Annotated in this window: 16 protein-coding genes, 8 tRNA genes and 1 pseudogene; 11 read left to right on the top strand and 14 right to left on the bottom strand. The window is 69.9% G+C overall.

Annotated elements, in window-relative coordinates:
• Window positions 1-27 precede the first annotated feature (27 nt).
• Both ABKA19_RS07580 and ABKA19_RS07585 read left to right on the top strand, forming a co-directional pair.
• Window positions 28-1,077, top strand: coding sequence for a glycosyltransferase family 9 protein (locus ABKA19_RS07580; protein ID WP_353688394.1), 1,050 nt, complete (start codon window positions 28-30; stop codon window positions 1,075-1,077).
• Between the two features lie 30 nt (window positions 1,078-1,107).
• Window positions 1,108-4,248 carry a fused MFS/spermidine synthase gene (locus ABKA19_RS07585; RefSeq protein ID WP_353688395.1) on the top strand — a complete coding sequence of 1,047 codons (3,141 nt, stop codon included), beginning with the start codon at window positions 1,108-1,110 and terminating at the stop codon, window positions 4,246-4,248.
• On the opposite strand, the gene ABKA19_RS07590 is transcribed toward ABKA19_RS07585, so the two are convergent.
• Together ABKA19_RS07590 and ABKA19_RS07595 are read right to left on the bottom strand one after the other, a co-directional pair.
• Window positions 4,224-4,631 (bottom strand): DUF6165 family protein, encoded by a 408-nt coding sequence (locus ABKA19_RS07590; protein WP_353688396.1) that lies wholly within the window; start codon window positions 4,629-4,631, stop codon window positions 4,224-4,226. The two genes, ABKA19_RS07585 and ABKA19_RS07590, sit on opposite strands and share 25 nt — an antisense overlap.
• A gap of 484 nt (window positions 4,632-5,115) precedes the next feature.
• Window positions 5,116-5,206: transfer RNA gene (locus ABKA19_RS07595), tRNA-Ser, on the bottom strand.
• 196 nt (window positions 5,207-5,402) lie between these two features.
• Between ABKA19_RS07595 and ABKA19_RS07600 the strand changes: the two genes are divergently transcribed.
• Window positions 5,403-6,107, top strand: a complete 705-nt coding sequence (locus tag ABKA19_RS07600; protein WP_353688397.1) for a PP2C family protein-serine/threonine phosphatase — start codon at window positions 5,403-5,405, stop codon at window positions 6,105-6,107.
• Window positions 6,108-6,130: 23 nt separating this feature from the next.
• On the opposite strand, the gene dnaQ is transcribed toward ABKA19_RS07600, so the two are convergent.
• From dnaQ to ABKA19_RS07615, 3 genes are read right to left on the bottom strand one after another with little or no spacing between them, the layout of a single operon-like run.
• Complete coding sequence (gene dnaQ / locus ABKA19_RS07605) at window positions 6,131-6,862, bottom strand: DNA polymerase III subunit epsilon (protein WP_353688398.1); 732 nt, start codon at window positions 6,860-6,862, stop codon at window positions 6,131-6,133.
• Between the two features lie 6 nt (window positions 6,863-6,868).
• Window positions 6,869-7,321, bottom strand: a complete 453-nt coding sequence (gene rnhA, locus ABKA19_RS07610; RefSeq protein WP_353688399.1) for a ribonuclease HI — start codon at window positions 7,319-7,321, stop codon at window positions 6,869-6,871.
• 19 nt (window positions 7,322-7,340) lie between these two features.
• Window positions 7,341-7,988, bottom strand: a complete 648-nt coding sequence (locus tag ABKA19_RS07615; RefSeq protein ID WP_353688400.1) for a hypothetical protein — start codon at window positions 7,986-7,988, stop codon at window positions 7,341-7,343.
• A 12-nt stretch (window positions 7,989-8,000) separates the two neighbouring features.
• On the opposite strand from ABKA19_RS07615, the gene gloB reads away from it, so the two are divergent.
• Both gloB and ABKA19_RS07625 read left to right on the top strand, forming a co-directional pair.
• Window positions 8,001-8,762, top strand: coding sequence for a hydroxyacylglutathione hydrolase (gene gloB, locus ABKA19_RS07620; RefSeq protein ID WP_353688401.1), 762 nt, complete (start codon window positions 8,001-8,003; stop codon window positions 8,760-8,762).
• 164 nt (window positions 8,763-8,926) lie between these two features.
• Complete coding sequence (locus ABKA19_RS07625) at window positions 8,927-9,982, top strand: lytic transglycosylase domain-containing protein (protein WP_353688402.1); 1,056 nt, start codon at window positions 8,927-8,929, stop codon at window positions 9,980-9,982.
• Between the two features lie 175 nt (window positions 9,983-10,157).
• Here the strand turns inward: ABKA19_RS07625 and ABKA19_RS07630 are convergent, their stop codons facing one another.
• The 8 genes and pseudogenes from ABKA19_RS07630 to tig all read right to left on the bottom strand — a co-directional run bounded on the left by ABKA19_RS07630 (window position 10,158) and on the right by tig (window position 19,159).
• The gene (locus ABKA19_RS07630; RefSeq protein WP_353688403.1) at window positions 10,158-12,134 is read right to left on the bottom strand and encodes a peptidyl-prolyl cis-trans isomerase; all 1,977 of its coding nucleotides are present in this window, start codon (window positions 12,132-12,134) and stop codon (window positions 10,158-10,160) included.
• A 163-nt stretch (window positions 12,135-12,297) separates the two neighbouring features.
• Window positions 12,298-12,374, bottom strand: a tRNA-Asp gene (locus ABKA19_RS07635).
• An 83-nt stretch (window positions 12,375-12,457) separates the two neighbouring features.
• Window positions 12,458-12,532 (bottom strand) — tRNA-Val (locus tag ABKA19_RS07640).
• A gap of 34 nt (window positions 12,533-12,566) precedes the next feature.
• Window positions 12,567-12,842 (bottom strand): annotated as a pseudogene (hbs, locus tag ABKA19_RS07645) (non-specific DNA-binding protein Hbs); the annotation flags it as partial.
• A 205-nt stretch (window positions 12,843-13,047) separates the two neighbouring features.
• Window positions 13,048-15,516, bottom strand: a complete 2,469-nt coding sequence (gene lon / locus ABKA19_RS07650; protein WP_353688405.1) for an endopeptidase La — start codon at window positions 15,514-15,516, stop codon at window positions 13,048-13,050.
• Window positions 15,517-15,682: 166 nt separating this feature from the next.
• Window positions 15,683-16,969, bottom strand: a complete 1,287-nt coding sequence (gene clpX / locus ABKA19_RS07655; RefSeq protein WP_162378541.1) for an ATP-dependent Clp protease ATP-binding subunit ClpX — start codon at window positions 16,967-16,969, stop codon at window positions 15,683-15,685.
• A 153-nt stretch (window positions 16,970-17,122) separates the two neighbouring features.
• Window positions 17,123-17,746: an ATP-dependent Clp endopeptidase proteolytic subunit ClpP gene (clpP, locus tag ABKA19_RS07660; protein ID WP_502945751.1), complete on the bottom strand. Its 624-nt coding sequence runs from the start codon at window positions 17,744-17,746 to the stop codon at window positions 17,123-17,125.
• 117 nt (window positions 17,747-17,863) lie between these two features.
• Entirely contained in the window at window positions 17,864-19,159 is a 1,296-nt protein-coding gene (tig, locus tag ABKA19_RS07665) for a trigger factor (protein WP_353688407.1), read from the bottom strand.
• A 268-nt stretch (window positions 19,160-19,427) separates the two neighbouring features.
• On the opposite strand from tig, the gene ABKA19_RS07670 reads away from it, so the two are divergent.
• From ABKA19_RS07670 to ABKA19_RS07695, 6 genes are all read left to right on the top strand, one after another.
• Window positions 19,428-19,504: transfer RNA gene (locus tag ABKA19_RS07670), tRNA-Pro, on the top strand.
• Window positions 19,505-19,538: 34 nt separating this feature from the next.
• Window positions 19,539-19,615, top strand: a tRNA-Arg gene (locus ABKA19_RS07675).
• Between the two features lie 33 nt (window positions 19,616-19,648).
• Window positions 19,649-19,725 (top strand) — tRNA-His (locus ABKA19_RS07680).
• Between the two features lie 87 nt (window positions 19,726-19,812).
• Window positions 19,813-19,888: transfer RNA gene (locus ABKA19_RS07685), tRNA-Lys, on the top strand.
• A gap of 82 nt (window positions 19,889-19,970) precedes the next feature.
• A tRNA-Leu gene (locus tag ABKA19_RS07690) sits at window positions 19,971-20,055 on the top strand.
• Between the two features lie 262 nt (window positions 20,056-20,317).
• Window positions 20,318-21,079 carry a Bax inhibitor-1/YccA family protein gene (locus ABKA19_RS07695; protein ID WP_353688408.1) on the top strand — a complete coding sequence of 254 codons (762 nt, stop codon included), beginning with the start codon at window positions 20,318-20,320 and terminating at the stop codon, window positions 21,077-21,079.
• A gap of 187 nt (window positions 21,080-21,266) precedes the next feature.
• Here ABKA19_RS07695 and ABKA19_RS07700 read toward each other — a convergent pair whose 3' ends face one another.
• Entirely contained in the window at window positions 21,267-22,592 is a 1,326-nt protein-coding gene (locus ABKA19_RS07700) for a Na+/H+ antiporter NhaC family protein (RefSeq protein WP_353688409.1), read from the bottom strand.
• Between the last annotated feature and the right edge of the window lie 112 nt (window positions 22,593-22,704).

Consider the following 22,704-nt stretch of genomic DNA (forward strand, 5'->3'; position numbering starts at 1 on the left):
GCACGAGTCTAACAACACCTGCCAGCGATGCGCCCCCCACTCTGCCTGCTGCGCCTGTCCGCCCTCGGCGACGTGACCCACGTCGTACCGCTGGTGCGCACGTTGCAGCGCGCCTGGCCCGGCGCGGAGGCGACGCCCCCGCTGCACTGGATCATCGACCCGGCCGGCTTCCGCCTGCTGGAGGGCCTCGAGGGCGTGGTCTTCCATGTCTACGACAAGCGCAGCGGCCTGGCCGGCATGCGCGCCCTGCGCGCGGCGCTGCCGGCGCAGCCGTTCGCGGCGCTGCTGCAGATGCAGGTGGCGTTCCGCGCCAACCTGCTGTCGGCCTACATCCGCGCCGAGCGCCGGATCGGCTACGACCGCTCCCGCTCCAAGGACCTGCACGGGCTCTTTATCAACGAACGCATCCCCGACCGGCCGGGCATCCACGTACTCGATGCGATCGGCAGCTTCTGCGAGCCGCTGGGGCTGCGCCAGGCCGAGGTCGCCTGGGACCTGCCGGTGCCGGAGGCGGCGCGCGAGTGGGCGCGCGCGCAGTGGCCCGACGACGGCACCCCGGTGCTGATGATCTCGCCCTGCTCCAGCCACGTGCGCCGCAACTGGTATCCCGACCGTTACGCCGCCCTGGCCGACCACGCCGCTTCGCGTGGCTGGCGGGTGGTGCTGTGCGGCGGGCGCAGCGAACTGGAACGCAGCACCGCCGATGCGATCGTGGCGGCGATGCGCGCGCCGGCGCTGGACCTGGTCGGCAAGGACACGCTCAAGCAGTTGCCGGCCCTGCTCGCCCGCGCCGACCTGCTCGTGACCCCGGATTCGGGCCCCATGCACATCGGCAACGCGATGGGCACCCGGGTGCTGGGCCTGCACGCGGCCAGCAACCCGGCGCGCAGCGGCCCCTACTCGGACCGGCGCTACTGCGTGGACCGCTACGACGACGCCGCGCGCAAGTACCTGCGCAAGCCGGCTTCGGCGCTGAAGTGGGGGACCAAGATCGAGCATGACGGAGTGATGGAACTGGTCACCGTGGACGATGCGATCGATGCGTTCGAACGCTACCGCGCCGACCATGGCGGCTGAGCCGATGCGGCTGGCGCACGGGCCGGCCGCTTGAGTGCCGCCACGTCCACGCGGGCGGTGCCGGCCGCCCTGCCCGGCCAGGCCGTCCTCGCCCTGTTCGTGGTCTCCGGCTTCGCCGGCCTGGTCTACCAGTCGCTGTGGTCCCACTACCTGGGCCTGGTCCTCGGCCATGCCGCCTACGCGCAGAGCCTGGTGCTGGCGATCTTCATGGGCGGGATGGCGCTGGGTGCGTGGTGGGTGGCGCGCCGCGGCCGGCACTGGTCGCGCCTGCTGCGCGCCTACGCCATCGCCGAGGCCGCGATCGGCGTGCTGGGCCTGGCCTTCCATCCGCTGTTCCTGGGCTATTTGGGCCTGTCCGAGGCGGTGCTGCCGGCGCTCGGGGGCGGCCTCGCCGGACGGCTGTACCCGTGGCTGGGCGCGGCGCTGCTGATCCTGCCGGCCTGCCTGCTGCTGGGCGCGACCTTCCCGCTGCTCAGTGCCGGCTGGCTGCGCGCCGGCGGCGGCCAGGCGGCGCGTGCCGGCCACGACGCGCGCGTGCTGGGCGGCCTGTACTTCGCCAACAGCCTGGGCGCCGCGCTGGGTGCGCTCGGCGCGACCTTCCTGCTACTGCCGCGGCTGGGGATGCCCGGGGCGCTGGCCGTCGCCGGCGTGGCCAACCTGGCCGTCGCCGCGGTGGCCGCCTGGTTGTCGCTGCGCCATGAACCGTCGCATGTACCCGTGGCGGCGCCCACCGGCCCGTCGCGCGTCGATACGTCCGATGGGCCCGCTGCCGCGGCGGACGGCGCTGGCAGGCCGCAGCGCACGCGGCAGGTGCGCGCGGTGCTGTGGATCGCGCTGGCTTCGGGTGCGTGTTCGTTCGCCTACGAGATCGGCTGGATCCGCCTGCTCAACCAGGCCCTGGGGACCACCCTGCACAGTTTCGAGCTGATGCTGGCCGCGTTCCTGCTCGGGCTGGCGTTCGGTGGCGCCTGGGTGCAGCGGCGCGCGGCGCGCCTGCACGATCCGCTGCGGGTGGCCGCGCTGGCGCAGGTGGCGATGGGCGTGGCCGCGCTGCTTTCGCTGCTGGCGTTCGCCCATTCGTTCGACTGGACCGCGGCACTGGTGCAGTCGCTCTCGCGCACCGACGGCGGCTACCGGCTGTACCTGCTGGGCAGCGCCGTGATCGCGATGGCGGTGATGCTGCCGGCGGCGTTCTTCGCCGGCATGACCCTGCCGCTGTTCACCCTGGCGCTGCTGCGCGACGGCGCCGGCGAGGCTGCGATCGGCCGCCTGTACGCGGCCAACACCCTCGGCGCGATCGCCGGCGTGCTGCTGATGGTGCACGTGCTGGTGCCGCTGGCCGGCGTGCGCGCGGGGATCATGCTGGCCGCCGGCGTCGACGTGCTGCTCGGCTTCTGGCTGCTGGCGCATGCGCGCGGCGAGCTGGCGCCGCGGCGCGTGGGCGGCATGGTCCTGGCCGCCGTCGCCGCGTTCGTGCTGGTGCTCGGCTGGGGGCGGCCGGATCCGCGCGCGCAGCTGTCGGGCGCGTTCCGCACCGGCTTCGCCCGGCTCGACGGCGCGCTGGAGGTGCCGTTCCTGCGCGATGGCAAGACCGCCACGATCGGCGTAGCCCGCTCGCCGGCGCAGGGCACGCTGTCGCTGCTGACCAACGGCAAGTCCGACGGCGCGATGTCGGCCTCGATCGACGGCCCACCCGCTGGCGACGAACTGACCATGGTCACCCTCGGCGCGCTGCCGCTGGCCCTGCACCCGCAACCGCGGCAGGTCGGCGTGATCGGCCTGGGCCTGGGCCTGACGACCCATACCCTGCTCGGCAGCGACCGGGTCGAGCGGGTGGAGACGGTGGAGATCGAGCCGGTGGTGCATGCGGCCGGCGTGCGCCATTTCGCCGCGCGTATCGGCCGCGCGCTCGACGACCCGCGCTCGCACGTCCACTTCGACGATGCGCGCCACTTCTTCTCCAGCCACCGCCGGCACTACGACGTCATCGTTTCCGAGCCGTCCAATCCGTGGGTGAGCGGGGTGGCGAGCCTGTTCACCACGCAGTTCTATGCGTTCCTGCGCGGGCACCTGGCCGAGGACGGGATCCTGGTGCAGTGGCTGCAGACCTACGAGATCGACGACGCGCTGCTGGCGCCGATCATCGCCGCGCTGCTGGAAGGCTTCCCCGATGCGCAGGTGTACCTGGCGCAGGACAACGACCTGGTGGTGGTCGCCTGCCGCCAGCGCTGTCCGGACCCGGATGCGCGACGGCTGCACGCGGGTGCGGCGCTGTCGCGCGAAACCGCACGCGTCGGCCTGGACGGCGATGCGGCGTTGCCGCTGCGCCGGATCGGCGGCCGCGCGCTGCTGCAGACCTACGTGCGTGCGCTGCAGGCGCAGCCGCACAGCGACTTCCACCCGCTGGTGTCGTTGCAGGGCCCGCGCACGCGCTTCCGCGGCGACCGCGCCGATACCCTGCAGCGGCTGGCCGACAACGGCCTGCCGGTGCTGGACCTGCTCGAAGGCCGCACGCCGCCGCCGGCGTCGCAGCCGGCGCGCGCGCTGCCCGGCCACGGCCTGCTGCTGGCGCGCGATCGCGCGATCACGCTGGCCGCCGCACTGCGCGACGGCACCCACGCAAGCACCCTGGCATTGCGCGAACGCGATGCGCCCGCCGCCGAGCCGCAGCTGCAGGCCCTGCTCGGCCTGTCACGCGGGCCGGTCGTCGATCCGGCGACCTGGGCCGGGGCGGCCTCGGCGATGGCGATGGCCACGCTCGCTCCGCTGCCGGCGGCGGACCTGCGTGGGGTCTGGATCGAACCGGCGTGGATCGATCCGGCGCTCCAACCCGAACCGGTACGGCGGATGCTGGCCATGTACGCGGCCGCGGCCGCGCGCGATGCCGCGGCCATGCGCGCCACCGGCGAAGCGGTCCTGCAGCTGCCGCAGGCGCTGCCGGCCGAGGTCCAGGAGCAGGCGCTGCTGGTGGCCCAGCTCGGCGCGATCGGCATGGGCCGCCCGGGCGACGTGGAGCGCCTGCACGCCGGCTACGGCGTGGCGCTGCCGCACAGCCCTGACCTACGCATGGTCAGGCACATGGTGCGCATCCGCGCGCTGGAAGACGTGGACCGCGAGCGCCGCGCCGGTGCGGCGGCGGGCGGCGATCAGGGCGTCGAACCGCCGCGGTAGTCCTGGTACGACTTCTCCTCGACGTAGGCCGAGCCCAGGGCGAGGTTGATTTCCTTCTTCACCCGCGCGCGCTCGTCGTTCTCGAAGTACACGCTGCGGGCCAGGCGCACGAATTCCTCGTCGAACTGGCCGGCTTTCTCCTTGACCCGGATGGCGTCCTCGATGTCCCACAGGCGCTCGTTGACGGCCTTCAGCTGCGCGCGCAGCTTGGCGATATCGCCGCCGGCGGCCGGATGCTGCATCCAGGAGTGCTCCAGCGCGGATAGCTCCTTGCGCACGTTGGCCAGCTTGGCCGCGTCGGTCATGCGCTCGGACTTGATCTGCAGGATCGAGATCTTGTCGAGCAGTTCGCCGAAGGATACGGGGACCTGGATTTCGGACATGGGGCAGGCGCAGGGACGAGGGGCGGCCAGTCTAGCGCCAGGCGGCGGGGTGGTCGCGTGAGGCCCTTGTTGTCCAGGTAGTGCAATCGGCCCCGTCACTCCCGACGCGGCGTGCCGGTGCGTGGGAGCACGAGCCGGGGGGCCAGGCGATCGGGGGCGCGGGAGGGATTCACTCGGCTCCTGCGGGGCCTCGCCCCTCGGGCGGTGGCTACGCCACCGTGTAAAACGCTGCGCGGCCTGTCGAACCCCAGGGTTGCTGCCGAGCACCGAACGCAGTCCTGGAGGCGGCGTTGGAACAACGCATTGAGGACACTGGGGCGTTTGGGCGGGAGGGATTCACTCGGCCCTGCGGGGCCTCGCCCTCCGGGCGGCTTCGCCGTGCAAACCGGCTGCGCCGGTTTGTCGAACCCTTGGGTTCAAATCCCTCCCTGACACGTAGGCTCGGTCGGGGCGCCGCGACTGGGATGATGCGGGTGAAAAGAATTGGCGGAGAGGGAGGGATTCGAACCCTCGAGGCGCTATAAACGCCTGCCTGATTTCGAGTCAGGTACATTCAACCGCTCTGCCACCTCTCCGCGGTCCCCGGCATGGCCGGGGGCGTGAATGATACGGGGCCGGCCCGCGTCCGACAAGCCGTCGCTACCCGCTCAACCCGCGTGGGGTCCCCGCCGATACCGACCATGAAGGGGCCGGCCGCATCGCCTTGCCGGCTGGCCTGTCCGCCCGGATGATCGCGTATGCATCCTTGAAGCCCCAGCCGCCTGGGAAGACATGATCGAATTCGGACACCTGACCCACGTCGGCCTGCGCCGGCAGCTCAACGAAGACACCTATTACGGGGATGGCGAGCTCGGCCTGTGGCTGGTGGCGGACGGGATGGGGGGACATGCGTGTGGCGAGGTCGCCAGCGCGCTGGCGCGGGAAACCATCGTGCGCGAGATCCGCAGCGGCACGCCGCTGACCCAGGCCATCCGCATCGCCGACGAGGAGATCATCCGCGTGTCGCGCCGGCGCAACGATGCGCTGCCGATGGGGACGACCGTGGTCGCCGCGCGGGTGCAGGGCCAACGCTTCGAGGTGGCCTGGGTCGGCGACAGCCGGGCCTACCTGTGGCGCGACGGCAAGCTGGCCCAGCTCAGCCAGGACCACAGCTACGTCCAGGACCTGATCGCGCAGGGCACCCTGACCCCGGAACAGGCGCGCTCCCACCCGCACCGCAACGTGGTCACGCAGGCGCTGGGCGTGACCGACCCCAACCACCTGAACGTGTCGACCATGGCCGGGGAACTGCGCCCGGGCATGCAGCTGCTGCTGTGCAGCGATGGGCTGACCGAAGAGGTGGACGACCGGCACATCGCCCAGACCCTCGGCGAACCGGACTGCAGTGCGCAGGAATGCGTGGACACGCTGGTCGCCGCTGCCCTGGACGGCGGCGGTTCGGACAACGTCACCGCGGTGCTGGTGCGCTGCCAGTAACCGGCCGTCGCGGCCGTCCCGGCTCAGCCGACGGCCGCTTCCACCACCAGCGGCTCCACCACCTCGTCCCACAGCGTGCGGCCGGCCTTCTTGCGCAGGGTCGCCAGGCGGCGCAGGTGCGCCTCCTGCTCCTCGGCCGCGGCCACGATGCGCGGGCGCTCGCCGGCCACCGGCATGAAGCTCACCACGGCGGCCGGTCGCGAGGCCGGCTGCGAGTCGGCGAAACCGATCTCTTCCTGCCCCGACGTCAGGGCGACGTAGACGTCGGCGAGGATCTGCGCATCGAGCAGCGCGCCGTGCAGCTGGCGATGGGAGTTGTCCACGCCCAGCCGCTTGCACAGCGCATCGAGCGAGTTGCGCTGCCCGGGGAAGCGCTCGCGCGCCAGCAGCAGGGTGTCGACCACGGTGGCGCGGTCGAGGATGCGTCCGTAGTGGCTGCCGGCGCGCGACAGTTCCGAGTCGAGGAAGCCCAGGTCGAATGCCGCGTTGTGGATGATCAGTTCGGCGCCGTCGATGTACTCGAGGAACTCGTCGACGATCTCCTCGAACACCGGCTTGTCGGCGAGGAACTCCAAGGTCAGCCCGGTGACTTCCTGGGCGCCGGGCTCGAAGTCGCAGTCGGGCTTGAGGTAGCGGTGGAAGTTGCGGCCGCTGGGGCGGCGTTCGAGCAGTTCCACGCAGCCGATTTCGACCACGCGGTTGCCCTTCTTCCATTCCAGCCCGGTGGTTTCGGTATCGAGGATGATCTGGCGCATGCGCGGTCAGTGTACCGCGCCGGCGTCGCGCACCTGCTGCGCCGCCAGCCGCGCCAGCTCGTCCACCCGTTCGTTGTCCGGGTCGCCGTTGTGGCCCTTGACCCAGCGCCAGTCGATCCGGTGGCGCGCGGCAGCGGCGTGCAGCCGTTCCCACAGGTCGCGGTTCTTGACCGGGTCGCCGCCGGCGGTCTTCCAGCCGCGCCGCACCCAGCCCGGCATCCATTCGGTGATGCCCTGGCGCACGTACTGCGAATCGGTCTGCAGCATCACTTCGCAGGGCTCGCTCAAGGCTTCCAGGCCCATGATCGCGGCCATCAGCTCCATGCGGTTGTTGGTGGTGCCCGGCTCGCCGCCGGCGAGCTCGCGCTCGTGAGCGTTGTAGCGCAGCAGGGCCGCCCAGCCGCCGGGGCCTGGATTGCCCAGGCAGGCGCCATCGGTGTGGATCTCGATCTTCTTCATTGCATCCCTGTGATTGCATTCATGCCGCGGGCGCGGTGCCGTGGCGCCAGGCCACCGGCGCGGGCGCGACCGGCGCCAGTCCGCGTTTTTCCGCCACGATCACCCGGCACGCGCGCAACGGCCAGGCCGAAGCCTGGGCGCCCCTCGGCGGCGCCATTCGCCAGCCGGGGCCGATGAAACACGCCATGTCCACCTGCATCCCCTGCGAACGCAGGTGCTGCTGCCATGCCGCGCGCGCGGGCGGAAGGTCGCGCGGCCGCCGCAACCGGTACGGGCTCCATGGATTGACCAGGAACAGCCACAGGCGACCGCCATCGACCAGCACGCGCGCGCATTCCTCCACCAGCGCGGCGGCACCGCGCGGCCCCGGATGCTGGAGCACTACGTCGCCCAGGCACTCGTTCGGCAGGGGCAGCGGCAGGCCGCAGCGCACGGTGCCGCCGTAGCCGGCGCCGCGCTCGTGGAGCAGCAGCCCGCGGGGTGGTGGTCGGGGCCAGTCGTCGGCGGCGACCGAAGACTCCGGCGCCAGCCACAGCCACGGGCGCGCCGGGCGGCTGGCCAGCTGGGCGGCCAGCCAGCGTCGCTCCTCGGCCAGCAGCCACTGCGCCTCCCTTCCGCTGAACCGGAGCGAGGCGCCGGGTTGACGGCTGGACACGACGGCGGGCATGGTCGCGATTCTATGCGACTCAGTGCATTGCCCGCATTCGAGGACAACTACATCTGGGTCCTGCGGGACGCGCGGCGCGCGCTCGTGGTCGACCCGGGCGACGCTGCGCCGGTGCTGGCCGCGGCCAGCGAGGGTCTGGAGCCGGCGGCGATCCTGCTGACCCACCACCATCCCGACCATTGCGGCGGAGTGCCGGCGCTGCTGGAACGCTGGCCCGGGCTGCCGGTGTTCGCGCCGGACGACAGCCGCATCGCGCTGGATTGCGAACGGGTCGGCGAAGGCTCGCGCCTGGAGCTGCTCGACCAACACGTGCGCGTGCTGTCGGTGCCGGGCCACACCCGCAGCCATGTCGCCTACGTCGTGCACGGCCACCTGTTCTGCGGCGACACGCTCTTCAGCCTCGGCTGCGGTCGGATGTTCGAAGGTACCGCCGCGCAGATGCACGGATCCCTGCAGCGCCTGGCCGCGTTGCCCGGCGACACGCGCGTGTGCTGCGGGCACGAATACACCCTGGCCAACGCGCGCTTCGCCTGCGAGGTCGAGCCGGACAACGCCGCCTTGGCCCTGCGCCGCGCCGAGGCCGTGCGCCAGCGCGCGTCCGCCGTTCCCACCCTGCCCACTACCCTCGCCAGCGAACGCGACTGCAATCCCTTCCTGCGCTGCGACACCGCGACGGTCAGGGATGCGGTCGCGCACCGGCTCGGCCGTGCGCCTGCCGACGAGGTGGAGACTTTTGCCGCGCTGCGCGGCTGGAAGGACGAATTCCGCGGATGACCCCCGATCGCCTCGCTTTGCCCGCCCTCCTGCTGGCGGCGGCCCTGATGCTGCAAGGCTGCGCCACAGCGCCTTCGGCGCCTGCCGGCAAGGAATCCGGCACGGGCGCGGGTGCCGGCACGCCTGCCGGGACGGCATCCGCCCACGCCCCCCCGCAAGCAGGCGTGGGCGACACCGCCACGCGCGCGCAACCACCCACCGAGGCCGCCTCCGCGCCGGGCGCCGGGCCCGCTCCGGCGGACAGCGGGCTGGCGATCTACGAAGCGTTCCTGGCAGGCCTGGCCGAACCCGGTTGCGACAACGCCCAGGCGCGCTGGCGCAAGCACTTCGCGCATGCACCTCGGCGCCTGGGCCAGGTGGATTCGGACACCCTGATGCTGTTCGGCTTCGTCGTCGATTCGCTGCGCGAGGCGGGGCTGCCCACCGAATTCGCGCTGGTCCCGTTCATCGAGAGCGGCTATGCGCCTGGCGCCAGGAGCAAGGCGGGCCCGGCCGGGATGTGGCAGTTCATCCGCGTGACCGCGCGCCACCACGGGATCCGTATCGAGCCGGGCTATGACGCGCGGCTGTCGCCGGCCGAATCCACGCGCGCGGCGGTGCAGTACCTGAAGTCGCTGCACCAGCGCTTCGACGGCAACTGGCGGCTCACCGCGATGGCGTACAACGCCGGCGAATATCGTGTACTGAATGCCCTGCGCAAGAGCGGCGCCGAGGCGGCGACCGCCACGCCCGCCATGCTGAAGGGCCTGGCGCCGGTGACCTACGCCTATGCCGAGAAGCTGCACGCGCTGGCTTGCCTGGTCGAGGAAGCGGGCGAACAGCCACGGTGGCGCGCTGGCCTGGACCAACCGGTGGCGCGGCTGCAGGCGCGCCCCCTGGAGGGTGCGCGGTCGCTCGATGCGTGGGCACGCAGCCATGGGCAGGACGCCGCCACCCTGCGCCGGCTGAACCCCTCGCTGGCCGGGCGCTGGCCAAGCCGCGGCGCACCCTGGGCCCTGGTTCCGGCGAACGCGGCGGCGCCGGCATCGACCGTCGACGCCGGGCCCGTGCCGGACGACGCGGAACAGGCGGCAACGCAGGCCACCCATACCGTGCGCAAGGGCGACTCGGCCTGGAGCATCGCCAAGCGCTACGGCGTCAGCACGCGGCACCTGCTGGAACTCAACGGCCTGCAGGCGACCAGCGTGCTACGCCCGGGCATGGTGCTGCGAGTGCAGTGACGTCCAGCAGCATGCATCGCAGGGACAACCGGCAACCGTGCAGCGTTGCGCCCGCTCCGCGATCGCGATGGCCGGCCAAGAACGTAGAAGGGCGCGGAGACATGCTCCGCGCCCTTCGCGTCGCCAGCCATCGTCGCGTCCGCCGGTCGGCGAACGCGGCGATGCGGTCAGCCGGTCAAAGCTGGCTTTCCTCGACCTGCACCTCGAAGCGCTTGCGCACCTCGCGCACATAGGCTTCGGCGGCCGCGCCACCGTCGATCTGCTCGAACTGGTTGCGCAGCATGTCGCGCTGCTGCGCCTGCAGTTCCGCCGGGTCACCCGGATGCACCGCGGTGACGCTGAACAGCGCCTGGCGCCCGTCGGGCAGCGAGAAGCGGCCGGCCGCCGGCTTGCCTTCGCCCGGGGCGGCCACGGCGAAGATCGCCCGGTTGGCCTCGGGCGACGGTGCCGGAACGCCGCGCGGAAGGCCCGGCAAGGGCGCGGTTTCGGCACCCACCGACGTGGCCACCGCACTCATCGTTTCGCCCGACTGCAGGCGCTTGACCAACGCGTCGGCGGCGGCGATCGCGGCCTTCTCGCGACGGTCGGCGCGGATCGCAGTGATCACCTGGTCGCGCACCTCGGCCAGCGGCCGCGGCTGTTCCGGCGTATGTTCGAGCACGCGCACCACCACGCTGTGCTCGGGACCCAGCTCGATCGGATCGCTGGCGGTACCGTCCTGGATCATGGCCTCGGAGAAGGCGGCCTTCTTCACCTCCGGCGATGCACCGATGCCGACGGTGTCGTCGCGGGTGAACGGACCGAGCTTCTGCACCGGCAGGCCGACCTGTTCGGCCGCCGGGGCCAGCGACGACGGGTTCTGGTAGACCAGGTCGGTCAGCCGGCCGGTGAGGTCGCTGAAGGCGCGCTCGCGGTCGGCCTGGGCCTGTTCGCGCGCCAGCTCCTCGCGAGCCTGCTCGAACGGCACCTGCGCGCCCTGCTTGAGCTCGCGCAGCTGCAGCACGTGGAAGCCGAAGTCGGTCTTCACCGGGCCGCGCACCTCGCCCGGCTGCATCGCGAACAGGGCCTCCTCGAACGGCGCCACCATGGCGCCGCGCTCGACCCAGCCCAGGTCGCCGCCGCTGTCGCGCGAACCGGGATCCTCGGAATTTGCCTTGGCCAGCGCGGCGAAATCGGCCCCCGGCGCCTTGGCCTCCTCCGCCAGCCGCTGCGCCTTTTCTTCGGCGGCCTTCAGCGCGGCCGCATCGGCACCGGCGTCCACGCGCACCAGGATGTGCGATGCCAGCCGCTGCTCCGGTTCGACGAAACGCGCTTTCTCTTCGTCATAGCGCTTGCGCAGCGTGGCCTCGTCGGCCGGCGCCGGCGCCGGCAGGCGGCTGCCGTCGACTTCCACGTACTCGATGGTGACGGACTCTGGCCGGGTGAAATCGGCCGGATGGGCGTCGTACCACGCCTTGATCTCCTCGTCGCCGACCGGAGCGGTGTCCTCGGGCGTGGCTGGCAGCAGCGCCAGTTCCACGTCCCTTTTCTCGCCGGACAGGCGCACGATGCGGTCGAACTCGGCATCGGTCACGAACGCGGACGTACCCACCGCCAGCGGGATCAGCGACTGCTGCAGCGATTCGCGCACCAGTTCCTGGAACTGCTCGGGGGTGCGCGCGGGCACCTGCGAGGCCAGCGCCAGCTGGTAGCGATTGGGGTCGAACTTGCCGTCGACCTGGAAGGCCGGGATCGTGGCGATGTACTCGCGCACCGCGTCGTCGCCGACGACCACGCCGGCGCGCTCGGCGGCCAGCTGCAGCGCCTTTTCGTCGATCAGCTGGTCCAGGACCCTGCGCTTGTTCTCCACCGTCTCGAACGTGCGCGGATCGAACGCCTCGCCCTGCTCCTGGCGCTGGCGCATGCGCTCCTGTTCGAAGCGCTGGCGGAACTCGTTGACGCCGACCTCGCGGTGTTCCCAGAACATCGACACCGGCCACCAGCCGGGCGCGCCCTCCCACCATTTCGGCGGCGCCTTGACCTGGGCCACGTTGTTGGCACCCACGCCACCGAGGTAGCTGTGGTCGATCACGAACAGGAAGGGAACCATCAGCAGCGCGATGATGATCGTGGCGACCCATCCCGATGTCCGGTCGCGAAGTTTCTGCAGCATTGTGCGGCCCAGTCAGATAAGCGTTGGAAGACAAGCGGCGCAGTGTAACCCGACGCGGCGCCCTAGTCGGCGTGCGCGGCCGGGCCAGCCGCAGGGCGGCATCCGCGCCGTTCCGGGCCCGAAAAGAGAAAGGCCCCCGCTTTCGCGGGGGCCTTCCAGATAGTGGCGGAGTGGACGGGACTCGAACCCGCGACCTCCGGCGTGACAGGCCAGCATTCTAACCGACTGAACTACCACTCCGCATCGAGACAGCTATTGTACGTTGGCAGCGGCATCCGCGCTAGACCATCGAACAAATTTTTTACCGCGCCGCACCGAAAAACTGGTGGGTGCTGAGGGTTTCGAACCCCCGACCCTCGCCTTGTAAGGGCGACGCTCTACCGCTGAGCTAAGCACCCGGGTGCATGCACCCTGCCCTTGGCGGCGGGTCGATTAGTTTACAGCGTCCTTCAGGGCCTTGCCAGCCTTGAACGCGGGGTTCTTCGAGGCCTTGATCTTGATGGTCTCGCCGGTCTTCGGGTTGCGGCCGGTACGGGCCGCGCGCTTGCGGACCTGGAAGGTCCCGAAGCCCACCAGCGTCACCGCGTCGCCCTTCTTCAGCGCCTTGGTGATGCTGTTGACGACCGCATCCACCGCGCGGGCGGCCTCGGCCTTGGTGACTTCGGCTTCGATGGAGACGGCATCGATCAGATCGGTTTTGTTCATTCTTCTTTGCTCCCTGTGCGGCGGCGCCGCGAGATGGGTGACCGGGCCCGCGCCATGCCGGGCGACCCCGTTGGTCCGGTGCCACCGCGCAGCCTCGGCCGCCGGCGGGTGCGCCCGTTATACAGGGCGCCGGGCCCCTGCGGCAAGCCGGAAATGCAGCAACGGCGCGGGTTTTGACCCCGCGCCGTTGCATTCGCATCACCGTTGCTCAGTGCTTCACGCCGGCCTGGTCTTCCGCGGGACGCTGGCGGCGGCCGCCACTTCTGCCGCCGCGCGTGCCGGCTTTCCCGGCCACCGGGCGCAACGGCCGTTCCAGGGCCAGGTCGAGCACTTCGTCGATCCAGCGCACCGGGACGATCTTCAGGCCGTCGGTGACGTTAGCGGGGATGTCGGCCAGGTCCTTGCGGTTCTCTTCCGGGATCATCACGGTGCGGATGCCGCCACGCAGGGCGGCCAGCAGCTTCTCCTTCAGGCCGCCGATGGCCGTGACCTTGCCGCGCAGGGTGATCTCGCCGGTCATGGCGATGTCGGCCCGCACCGGCACCTTGGTCAGCGTGGATACGAGCGCGGTGACCATGGCGATGCCCGCACTCGGACCGTCCTTGGGCGTGGCGCCGTCCGGCACGTGCAGGTGCACGTCGTGCTTCTGCAGGAAGTCGACCTCGATGCCCAGCGCCTCGGCACGCGCGCGCACCACCGAGAGCGCTGCCGACGCCGATTCCTTCATCACGTCGCCAAGCTGGCCGGTCAGGATCAGCTGGCCCTTGCCGGGCACCAGCGTGGCTTCGATCTGCAGCAGGTCGCCGCCGACCTCGGTCCAGGCCAGGCCGGTGACCAGGCCGACTTCGTTCTGTTCCTCGGCGCGGCCATAGTCGAAGCGGCGCACGCCCAGGTACTTGTCCAGGTTCCTCGCCGAGACCTGTACCACCGCGGCCTTCGCCTTGCGCGCGGACGTCTTCTTGGCCGCCTTCTTCACCGGCTGCGGACCGCGCAGCGCGATCTCCTTGACCACCTTGCGGCAGATCTTGGCGATCTCGCGCTCCAGGTTGCGCACGCCGGATTCGCGCGTGTAGTAGCGCACGATGTCGCGCACCGCATCCTCGGCGATGGCCAGCTCCTCCGGCTTGAGGCCGTTGGCCTTCAGCTGCTTGGGCACCAGGTAGCGCAGCGCGATGCTGAGCTTCTCGTCCTCGGTGTAGCCGGGGATGCGGATGACCTCCATGCGGTCCAGCAGCGGGCCGGGGATGTTCAGCGAGTTGGAGGTCGCCACGAACATCACCTCGGACAGGTCGAGGTCCACTTCGAGGTAGTGGTCGTTGAAGGAATGGTTCTGTTCGGGATCGAGCACCTCGAGCAGCGCCGAAGACGGGTCGCCGCGGAAGTCCATCGACATCTTGTCGATCTCGTCAAGCACGAACAGCGGGTTCCGGGTGCCGACCTTGTTGAGGTTCTGCACGATCCGCCCGGGCATCGAGCCGACGTAGGTGCGGCGGTGGCCGCGGATCTCGGCCTCGTCGCGCACGCCGCCCAGCGACATGCGCACGAACTTGCGGTTGGTGGCCTTGGCGATCGACTGGCCCAGCGAGGTCTTGCCCACGCCCGGCGGCCCGACCAGGCACAGGATCGGCCCCTTCATCTGCTTCACCCGCGACTGCACCGCCAGGTATTCGAGGATGCGTTCCTTGACCTTCTCCAGGCCGTAGTGGTCGGCATCGAGCGTGTCCTGCGCGGCCTTGAGGTCCTTCCGCACCTTGCTGCGCTTCTTCCATGGCACGCCCAGCAGCCAGTCCAGGTAGTTGCGCACCACCGCGGCCTCGGCCGACATCGGCGACATCTGCTTGAGCTTGTTGAGTTCGGCGCGCGCCTTGGCTTCCACAGCCTTCGGCATGCCGGCCTCGGCGACGCGGCGCACCAGCTCCTCCAGCTCGCCCGGGGCATCGTCCAGGTCGCCCAGCTCCTTCTGGATCGCCTTCATCTGTTCGTTGAGGTAGTACTCGCGCTGGCTCTTCTCCATCTGCGACTTGACCCGGCCGCGGATGCGCTTCTCCATCTGCTGGACGTCGATTTCGCCCTCGACCAGGCCGACCAGCAGCTCCAGCCGCTCGCCGACGTCGGCGCTTTCGAGCAGGCGCTGCTTGTCGGCCAGGCGCACGCCGATGTGGGCGGAGATGGTGTCAGCCAGGCGGCCTGGATCGTCGATTCCCGACAAGGTCTGCAGCAGCTCCGGCGGCAGCTTGCGATTGGTCTTGACGTACTGTTCGAACAGCCCGGTCAGGGTACGCGCCACCGCCTCCACTTCGCGGTCGCTGCGGCCGCTGCCGGCCTCGACCAGTTCGCCGCGCCCGTGCAGCGCGCCGTCGCGCTCGGCGATGCCGTCCACGTGCACGCGCGAGGTACCTTCGACCAGCACCTTGATCGTGCCGTCGGGCAGCTTAAGCAACTGCAGGACCTGCGCCAGCGTGCCGATCGCGTAGAGGTCGCCGGCATCGGGGTCGTCGGTTTCGGCGGACTTCTGCGCGACGAGCAGGATCTGCTTGTCGGCCTCCATCGCCTGCTCCAGCGCGCGCATCGACTTGTCCCGCCCGACGAACAGCGAGATGACCATGTGCGGGAACACCACCACGTCGCGCAGTGGCAGGACGGGCAGCTCCAGGGCGTCGGATCGGTGGCGGGACATGCAGGCTCCGGGGGTGTGGGGATGACGGCAGCGGCCGTCCTGCCCCCGTTATGGGGTCAACCCGCGGGCGTTGCAAGAAGCGGCCCTGTTTTCCTTTTGCATCAACCGGATAGAAGAAGCCCCGGGCGCTGCCGGGGCTTCTTCAACTTCCTGAACAAAACTCGACCTACTCGGCCGATGCCACCTTAGGCGTGGCCGGCGGCGTTTCATAGATCAGGTAGGGCTCGGTCTTGTGCTCGATCACCGACTCGTCGACCACCACCTTGCTGACATTCTCCTTCGACGGCAGGTCGTACATCGTGTCCAGCAGCACCGACTCGACGATGGTGCGCAGGCCGCGGGCGCCGGTCTTGCGCTTGAGCGCCTTGCGGGCGATGGCCGCCAGGGCGTCCGGCCGGAACTCCAGCTCCACCCCTTCCATCTCGAACAGCTTGCGGAACTGCTTGGTGATGGCGTTCTTCGGCTCGGTCAGGATCTTGACCAGCGCCGGCTCGTCCAGCTCCTCGAGTGTCGCCACCACCGGCAGGCGGCCGACGAATTCGGGGATCAGGCCGAACTTGATCAGATCCTCGGGCTCGACTTCGGCCAGGAGCTTGCCGGTGTCGGCCTTGCGCGCCTGGCTCTTCACCTTGGCGCCAAAGCCAATACCGCCAGCCTCGGTGCTGCGCTGCTGGATGATCTTGTCCAGCCCGGCGAACGCACCACCGACGATGAACAGGATGTTCTTGGTGTCCACCTGCAGGAATTCCTGCTGCGGGTGCTTGCGCCCGCCCTGCGGCGGCACGCTGGCCACGGTGCCCTCGATCAGCTTGAGCAGCGCCTGCTGCACGCCTTCGCCGGACACGTCGCGGGTGATCGACGGGTTCTCGCTCTTGCGCGAGATCTTGTCGATCTCGTCGATGTAGACGATGCCCTGCTGCGCCTTGTCGACGTCGTAGTCGCACTTCTGCAGCAGCTTCTGGATGATGTTCTCCACGTCCTCGCCGACGTAGCCAGCCTCGGTCAGCGTGGTCGCATCGGCGATGGTGAACGGCACGTTGAGCAGCCGCGCCAGCGTCTCGGCCAGCAGCGTCTTGCCCGAGCCGGTCGGGCCGACGAGGAGGATGTTGGACTTGGCGAGCTCGACGTCCTCGTTGCGCTGCCGGCTCTCGATCCGCTTGTAGTGGTTGTACACGGCGACGGCGAGCGTCTTCTTCGCCCGCTGCTGGCCGATCACGTACTGGTCCAGGACCTCGAGGATCTCGCGCGGCTTGGGCAGCGAGCTGCGGGCGGACTGGGCCTTCTCTTCCAGCTCCTCGCGGATGATGTCGTTGCACAGCTCCACGCATTCATCGCAGATGAACACGCTCGGGCCCGCGATCAGCTTGCGGACCTCGTGCTGGCTCTTACCGCAGAACGAGCAGTAGAGGATCTTGTTGCTGTCGCCGGAACGGCCTTGGCGGTCTTCACTCATGCTTCGTGTGTCCAGTATCGCAGCCCGCGTGAGACGGACTCCGGTTCGAGAATAGCACAGGGCCGGAACCGCGCCAGCGGCGCTCCGGGCCTTGCGGAACGGGGGGCGGGACGGCCGCTGCGGACCGGCCCGCGAAGGGGGTGCCCAGCGGACTCAACCGGCCTGGATCGACTCGTCCGAGCGGCGCTCCAGCACCTCGTCGACCAGGCCGTACACCTTGGCCTCGGCGGCACTCTTGAAGTTGTCCCGCTCGGTGTCACGGGCGATGGTCTCGATCGACTGGCCAGTGTGGTAGGCCAGGATTTCGTTCAGCCTGGCGCGCATGCTCAGGATCTCGCGCGCGTGGATGTCGATGTCGGTGGCCTGGCCCTGGAAGCCGCCCAGTGGCTGGTGGATCATCACCCGCGAATTGGGCAGCGCGTAACGCTTGCCACGCGCGCCGGCAGCCAGCAATACCGCGCCCATGCTCGCCGCCTGGCCGACGCAGATGGTGCTCACGTCCGGCTTGATGTACTGCATGGTGTCGTAGATCGCCATGCCGGCGGTGACCAGGCCACCCGGCGAGTTGATGTACAGGCTGATGTCCTTCTCGGGGTTCTCGGCCTCCAGGAACAGCATCTGCGCGATGATCACGTTGGCGACGTGGTCCTCGACCGGGCCGACCAGGAAGATCACCCGCTCCTTCAGCAGGCGCGAGTAGATGTCGTAGGCGCGCTCGCCGCGGCTGGTCTGCTCGACCACCATCGGGACCAGGTTGAGGGCTTTGGTCGGGATCATGCTCATCGGTGCGTACGCTCCTGGGCGTGCCTGGATTCAGGGGTCTCGGCGCCCGGAGTTCCGGGGCCCTCGGGCAGCATAGCGGTCGCGGCGGTCTGGCCGTACCCGCCGCCGCCATCATCCCCGGATCGCTTCCTGGAACGACAGCGGCGTGACCGTGTGCTGGGCGCGCTCGGCGATCCAGTCGATCACCTGCTCTTCCATCACCCGGTTCTGCAGTCCCTGCATCAACTGGGGGTCGTTGCGGTACATCTCAATGACCTGTTCGGGCTGCTCGTAGGTCGAGGCGATCAGGCGCAGGGTTTCGTTCACGCGCTTGGGGTCCAGGCGCAGGTCGTGGCGGCGGGCCACCTCGCCGACCAGCAGGCCGGCCAGCACGCGCTTGCGCGCCGGCTCCAGGAACGCCTCGTGGGCGTTGCCGGGAACCTGGCCGGGATCGCGGCCGCTGCGGCGGACCTGATCCAGCTGCTGGGCGAGCATGCCGCGGGCCTCGTTCTCGACCAGGCGCGGCGGAAGTTCCACGTGCGCCCAGGTGGAGGTCAACTGCTCGCCGACCTCGCGGCGCAGGCGCGCCATCAGCGCACCCTTGAGCTCACGCTCCAGGTTGCTGCGGATGTCGTCACGGAACTTGTCCATCTGCCCGCTGCGCACCCCGAAGCTCTTGATGAACGCCGCGTCCACCTCCGGCAGAACCGGCTCGGAGACCTGGGCCAGGGTCACGTGCACCTGGGCGGTCTTGCCGGCCAGCTGCGGCTGGCGCCAGCCTTCCGGGAAGGCGACGTCGATGATGCTTTCCACGCCCGGCTGAAGTCCGGCCAGCGCGCTCTCCAGCGCGGGCAGGAGCTGGCCCGAGCCGATCACCGCGCTGAACTGCTCCACGCCCTCGGCGGGCTGGCGGAAATCCTCGAACTGGGTCCACAGCGCGCCGGCGACCAGGTCGCCTTCCTTCGCCGCGCGCTCGACCTTGTTCCAGGTGCGGCGCTGCAGGCGCAGGTTCTCGATCATCTGGTCGATGTCGGCGTCGGTGACCTCGGCGGTATTGCGCACGACGGTGAGCTTGGTCACGTCCACATCGCCGAAGTCGGGCACCACCTCGAAGGTAGCGACGAACTCCAGGTCGCCCTCGCCGGCGCGGTCGATGCGCGGGTTGCCGGCCAGCCGCAGGTCGTGCTCGCGTACCGCGGAGTCGAAGGTCTGGCGCACCAGGCCACCGAGCACCTCGGCCTTGACCTGCTCGCCGAAGCGCTGCTCGATCACCTTGGCCGGGATCTTGCCCGGGCGGAAGCCCTTCATCTTCGCCGTGCGCGCGATCTCGCGCAGGCGGCCGCTGACGCCGGACTCCAGCTGCTCCGCCGGCAGGCTGAAGTTCATGCGGCGCTCGAGGTTGCCGGTGGATTCGACGGAAACTTGCATGGTGGTCTGGCTCCTGCGGCCGGGGCTCCTGCCCGCGGCGGAAATCGACGATGTTTTGTAAGGGAGGAACCGGCGATCCTGCCGGCCCTGGGGAACGCGCTAGTTTCGCCTATCGCCCGCGGCTGCGCCAGCCTGCGCGTGCGGCCGGCATTGACAGCCCCGGCGCGCTTTCCGGACAATAGCCGGCCTTCCAGGGAGCCTCCGGGCACCCCGGGAGCCGGGCCCGGCGGGCCGCAGTTGGAGGCGATGCCGGACCGACCCAGCACACCGGGGTATAGCGCAGTCTGGTAGCGCGCCTGCTTTGGGAGCAGGATGTCGGGGGTTCGAATCCCTCTACCCCGACCATCCCCGTCCGGCAGGCGATGCGGCTCCGAGTTGTGCGCCCGTAGCTCAACCGGATAGAGCACCGGCCTTCTAAGCCGGCGGTTGCAGGTTCGATTCCTGCCGGGCGCGCCATCCGCGGCGCCGGGCGGGTACAGGTTTTCAGTGGTGGCTGTAGCTCAGTTGGTTAGAGTACTGGATTGTGATTCCAGTGGTCGGGGGTTCGAATCCCCTCAGCCACCCCACTCGTTCGGACACGGCGCATGCCGTGGAGCTTGCCAGGAAGGCGTAATCCGCTAGAATGCGCAGCTCGGTTGTACTTGAGTTGTTCGGGGCCGTTAGCTCAGTTGGTAGAGCAGCTGACTCTTAATCAGTAGGTCCAAGGTTCGAATCCTTGACGGCCCACCATCCCGAAGAAAGCGCCCGGCCCGTCCGGGCGTTTTCGTTTCCGGGCTTGCCCTGCCCTGCGGTTAGAATCGCGTGCGGCCCTGCGAAAGTGGCGGAACTGGTAGACGCACTGGATTTAGGTTCCAGCGGGTAAAACCGTGAGGGTTCGAGTCCCTCCTTTCGCACCACGCCGGGAATGAGTCAAAGCGCCCGCGACGAAAAACGAGCCGTCGCGAGTTGCGCCCTGGAAGCGCTGGGCTTTTAAAGCCCCGCCACCCCACCTTGAGCACTCGCGGACGCGGCAAGACCACCGCAACCTTCGTCGCTTCCGCCTTCGGCAACGCACCATCGCCGACCACGCTGCCGAAGCACCCGGCTCTTCTGGCCCTCCCCGCCCACCATCCCGCCGCCGTGTATCCTTGGCCCCATCCATAGACGGAGCACGTACCCATGCGCAGCGGCAATCCCGCCCTCCAGGAATCCACCTTCCTTGACCTCGGCAGCGGCCGGGTGGTCACCGGCGGCGACACCGGGACGATGACCATCAACGGCACGGTCAACAAGACCGGCCTGATGCTGCTGCTGGTCGTGCTCACCGGCGCCTTCTCGTGGCACCAGACCTTCGGCGCCGACGGCGCGGTCAACCCGTCGATCGGGCTGTACGTGTGGGGCGGCGCGCTGTCCGGCTTCGTGATCGCGCTGGCGACCATCTTCAAGAAGACCTGGGCCCCGGTGACCGCGCCGCTGTACGCGATCGCCCAGGGATTCTTCCTGGGCGCGATCTCGGCCATGTACGAGGCGCGCTTCAATGGCATCGTGATGCAGGCGGTGCTGCTGACCTTCGGCACGCTGTTCGCGTTGCTGTTCGCCTACCGCAGCGGCCTGATCAAGGCCACCGAGAACTTCAAGCTCGGCGTGGTCGCCGCGACCGGCGGCATCGCGCTGGTCTACCTGGCGACGATCGTCCTGGGCTTCTTCGACATCCGGATCCCGATGATCCACGAGTCGGGCATCGTCGGCATCGGCTTCAGCCTGTTCGTGGTGGTGATCGCGGCGCTGAACCTGGTCCTGGATTTCGACTTCATCGAAAACGCGACCGAGAAGGGCGCGCCCAAGTACATGGAGTGGTACGGCGCCTTCGGCCTGATGGTCACCCTGGTGTGGCTGTACCTGGAGTTCCTGCGCCTGCTGTCCAAGCTGCAGTCACGCTGATACCCGCCGAACCTGCCGGAACGGGGCGCCCGAGCGCCCCGTTTTCGTTTCAAGGCCACCTGGCTTCGACCTGCCCGTGTCAGCCGGCGTTCCGCCCGCTGCAAGCATCAAGCGCGCCTAGAACGGCTGGCCCTGGCCGGGTCGGCTCCAAAGGCCCAGCCAGGCAACGGTCATCCTTGGGCCGTAGTCACTCGGCCGGCGTCGCCACGACCGCCACCTTGTTCCGCGCCGGCCACAGCATGAACACGATGGCCGACAGCGCGAGCAGCCAGCAGTAATACACGCTGCCGGCCAGGGCCAGCGGCGATACCGCCGCCAGCGATGCCGCCAGCAGGATCTGCGCGCCATACGGCAGCACCCCCTGGACGACGCAGGCGAAGATGTCCAGCACGCTGGCGGCCCGTCGCGGGCTGATGCCGTGGCGCTGCGCGATGTCCCGGGCGAGGCTGCCGCTGACCAGGATCGCGACGGTGTTGTTGGCGGTCAGTGCGTCGGTGCCGGCGGCCAGCGCGGCGATGCTGAGTTCGCCCGAACGGCGGCCGGCATGGCCACGCGCGAACTTCGCGATCCTCTGCGCCAGCCAGTCCAGGCCACCGGTGGCCTTGATCAGCGCCGCCAGGCCACCGATCAGGATCGACAGCAGGGTGATCTCCACCATGCTCTCGAAGCCGGCGTAAATGTCGCCGGCGAATTCCACCGCGCCGTAATCGGGCGCCACCGCCAGCCCGAAGCCGCCGGCCACCACCAGGCCGATCCCGAGCACCAGCACCACGTCGAGCCCGGCCACGGCCAGAGCCAGCACCAGCAGGTACGGCAGCGCGAGCCAGGGCGAGACCTCGGCCGCCTCCGGCGCGGGCGCGCTCTCGCCCAGCCCGGCCAGCAGCACCAGGGTGGCAATCGCCGCCGGCGCGGCGATCTTCAGGTTCTCGCGGAACTTGTCGCGCATCTGCGCACCCTGGCTGCGGGTGGCGGCGATGGTGGTGTCGGAGATGATCGACAGGTTGTCGCCGAACATCGCCCCGCCCAGCACCGCGCCCAGCACCAGCACCCGGTCGAGCCCGGAGGCGTCGGCCACGCCCAGCGCGATGGGGACCACGGCGGCGATGGTGCCCATCGAGGTGCCGATCGAGATGGAGACGAACGCGGCCACCAGGAACAGGCCGGGCAGGACCAGGGCGGGCGGCAGCGTACCCAGGCCCAGGGCGACCACTGCGTCGACCGCGCCGATCCCCTTGGAGACCATGGCGAATGCGCCGGCCAGCAGGAAGACCAGGCACATCAGCATGATATTGCCGTCGCCCATGCCCGCCAGCAGCGTGGGCTGCGCTGGCACGCCGCGTCGACGCGCCAGCCACAGGCCCAGCGCCAGGGCCGGCAGGATCGCCACCGGTGCGCGCAGCTGGTAGAAGCCCATCGGCTCGCCCTGCGCGGTGTAGTACAGCCCGGCGCCGAAGAACAGGGCCAGGAACAACAGCAGGGGGGTCAGCGCCAGCGCGCTGGGACGGACGGACATGGGCGAGCCTGCGGATGCGGGGCTGCGGAGTGTGCGCCGCATCCGCCGGGCGGCCAACGCCACGGATGGCACACCCGCCAACAAAAACGGGACGCTGTGCGTCCCGTCGTTG

Source organism: Pseudoxanthomonas sp. Soil82, assembly GCF_040446535.1.
Classification (GTDB): Bacteria; Pseudomonadota; Gammaproteobacteria; order Xanthomonadales; family Xanthomonadaceae; genus Pseudoxanthomonas; species Pseudoxanthomonas kaohsiungensis.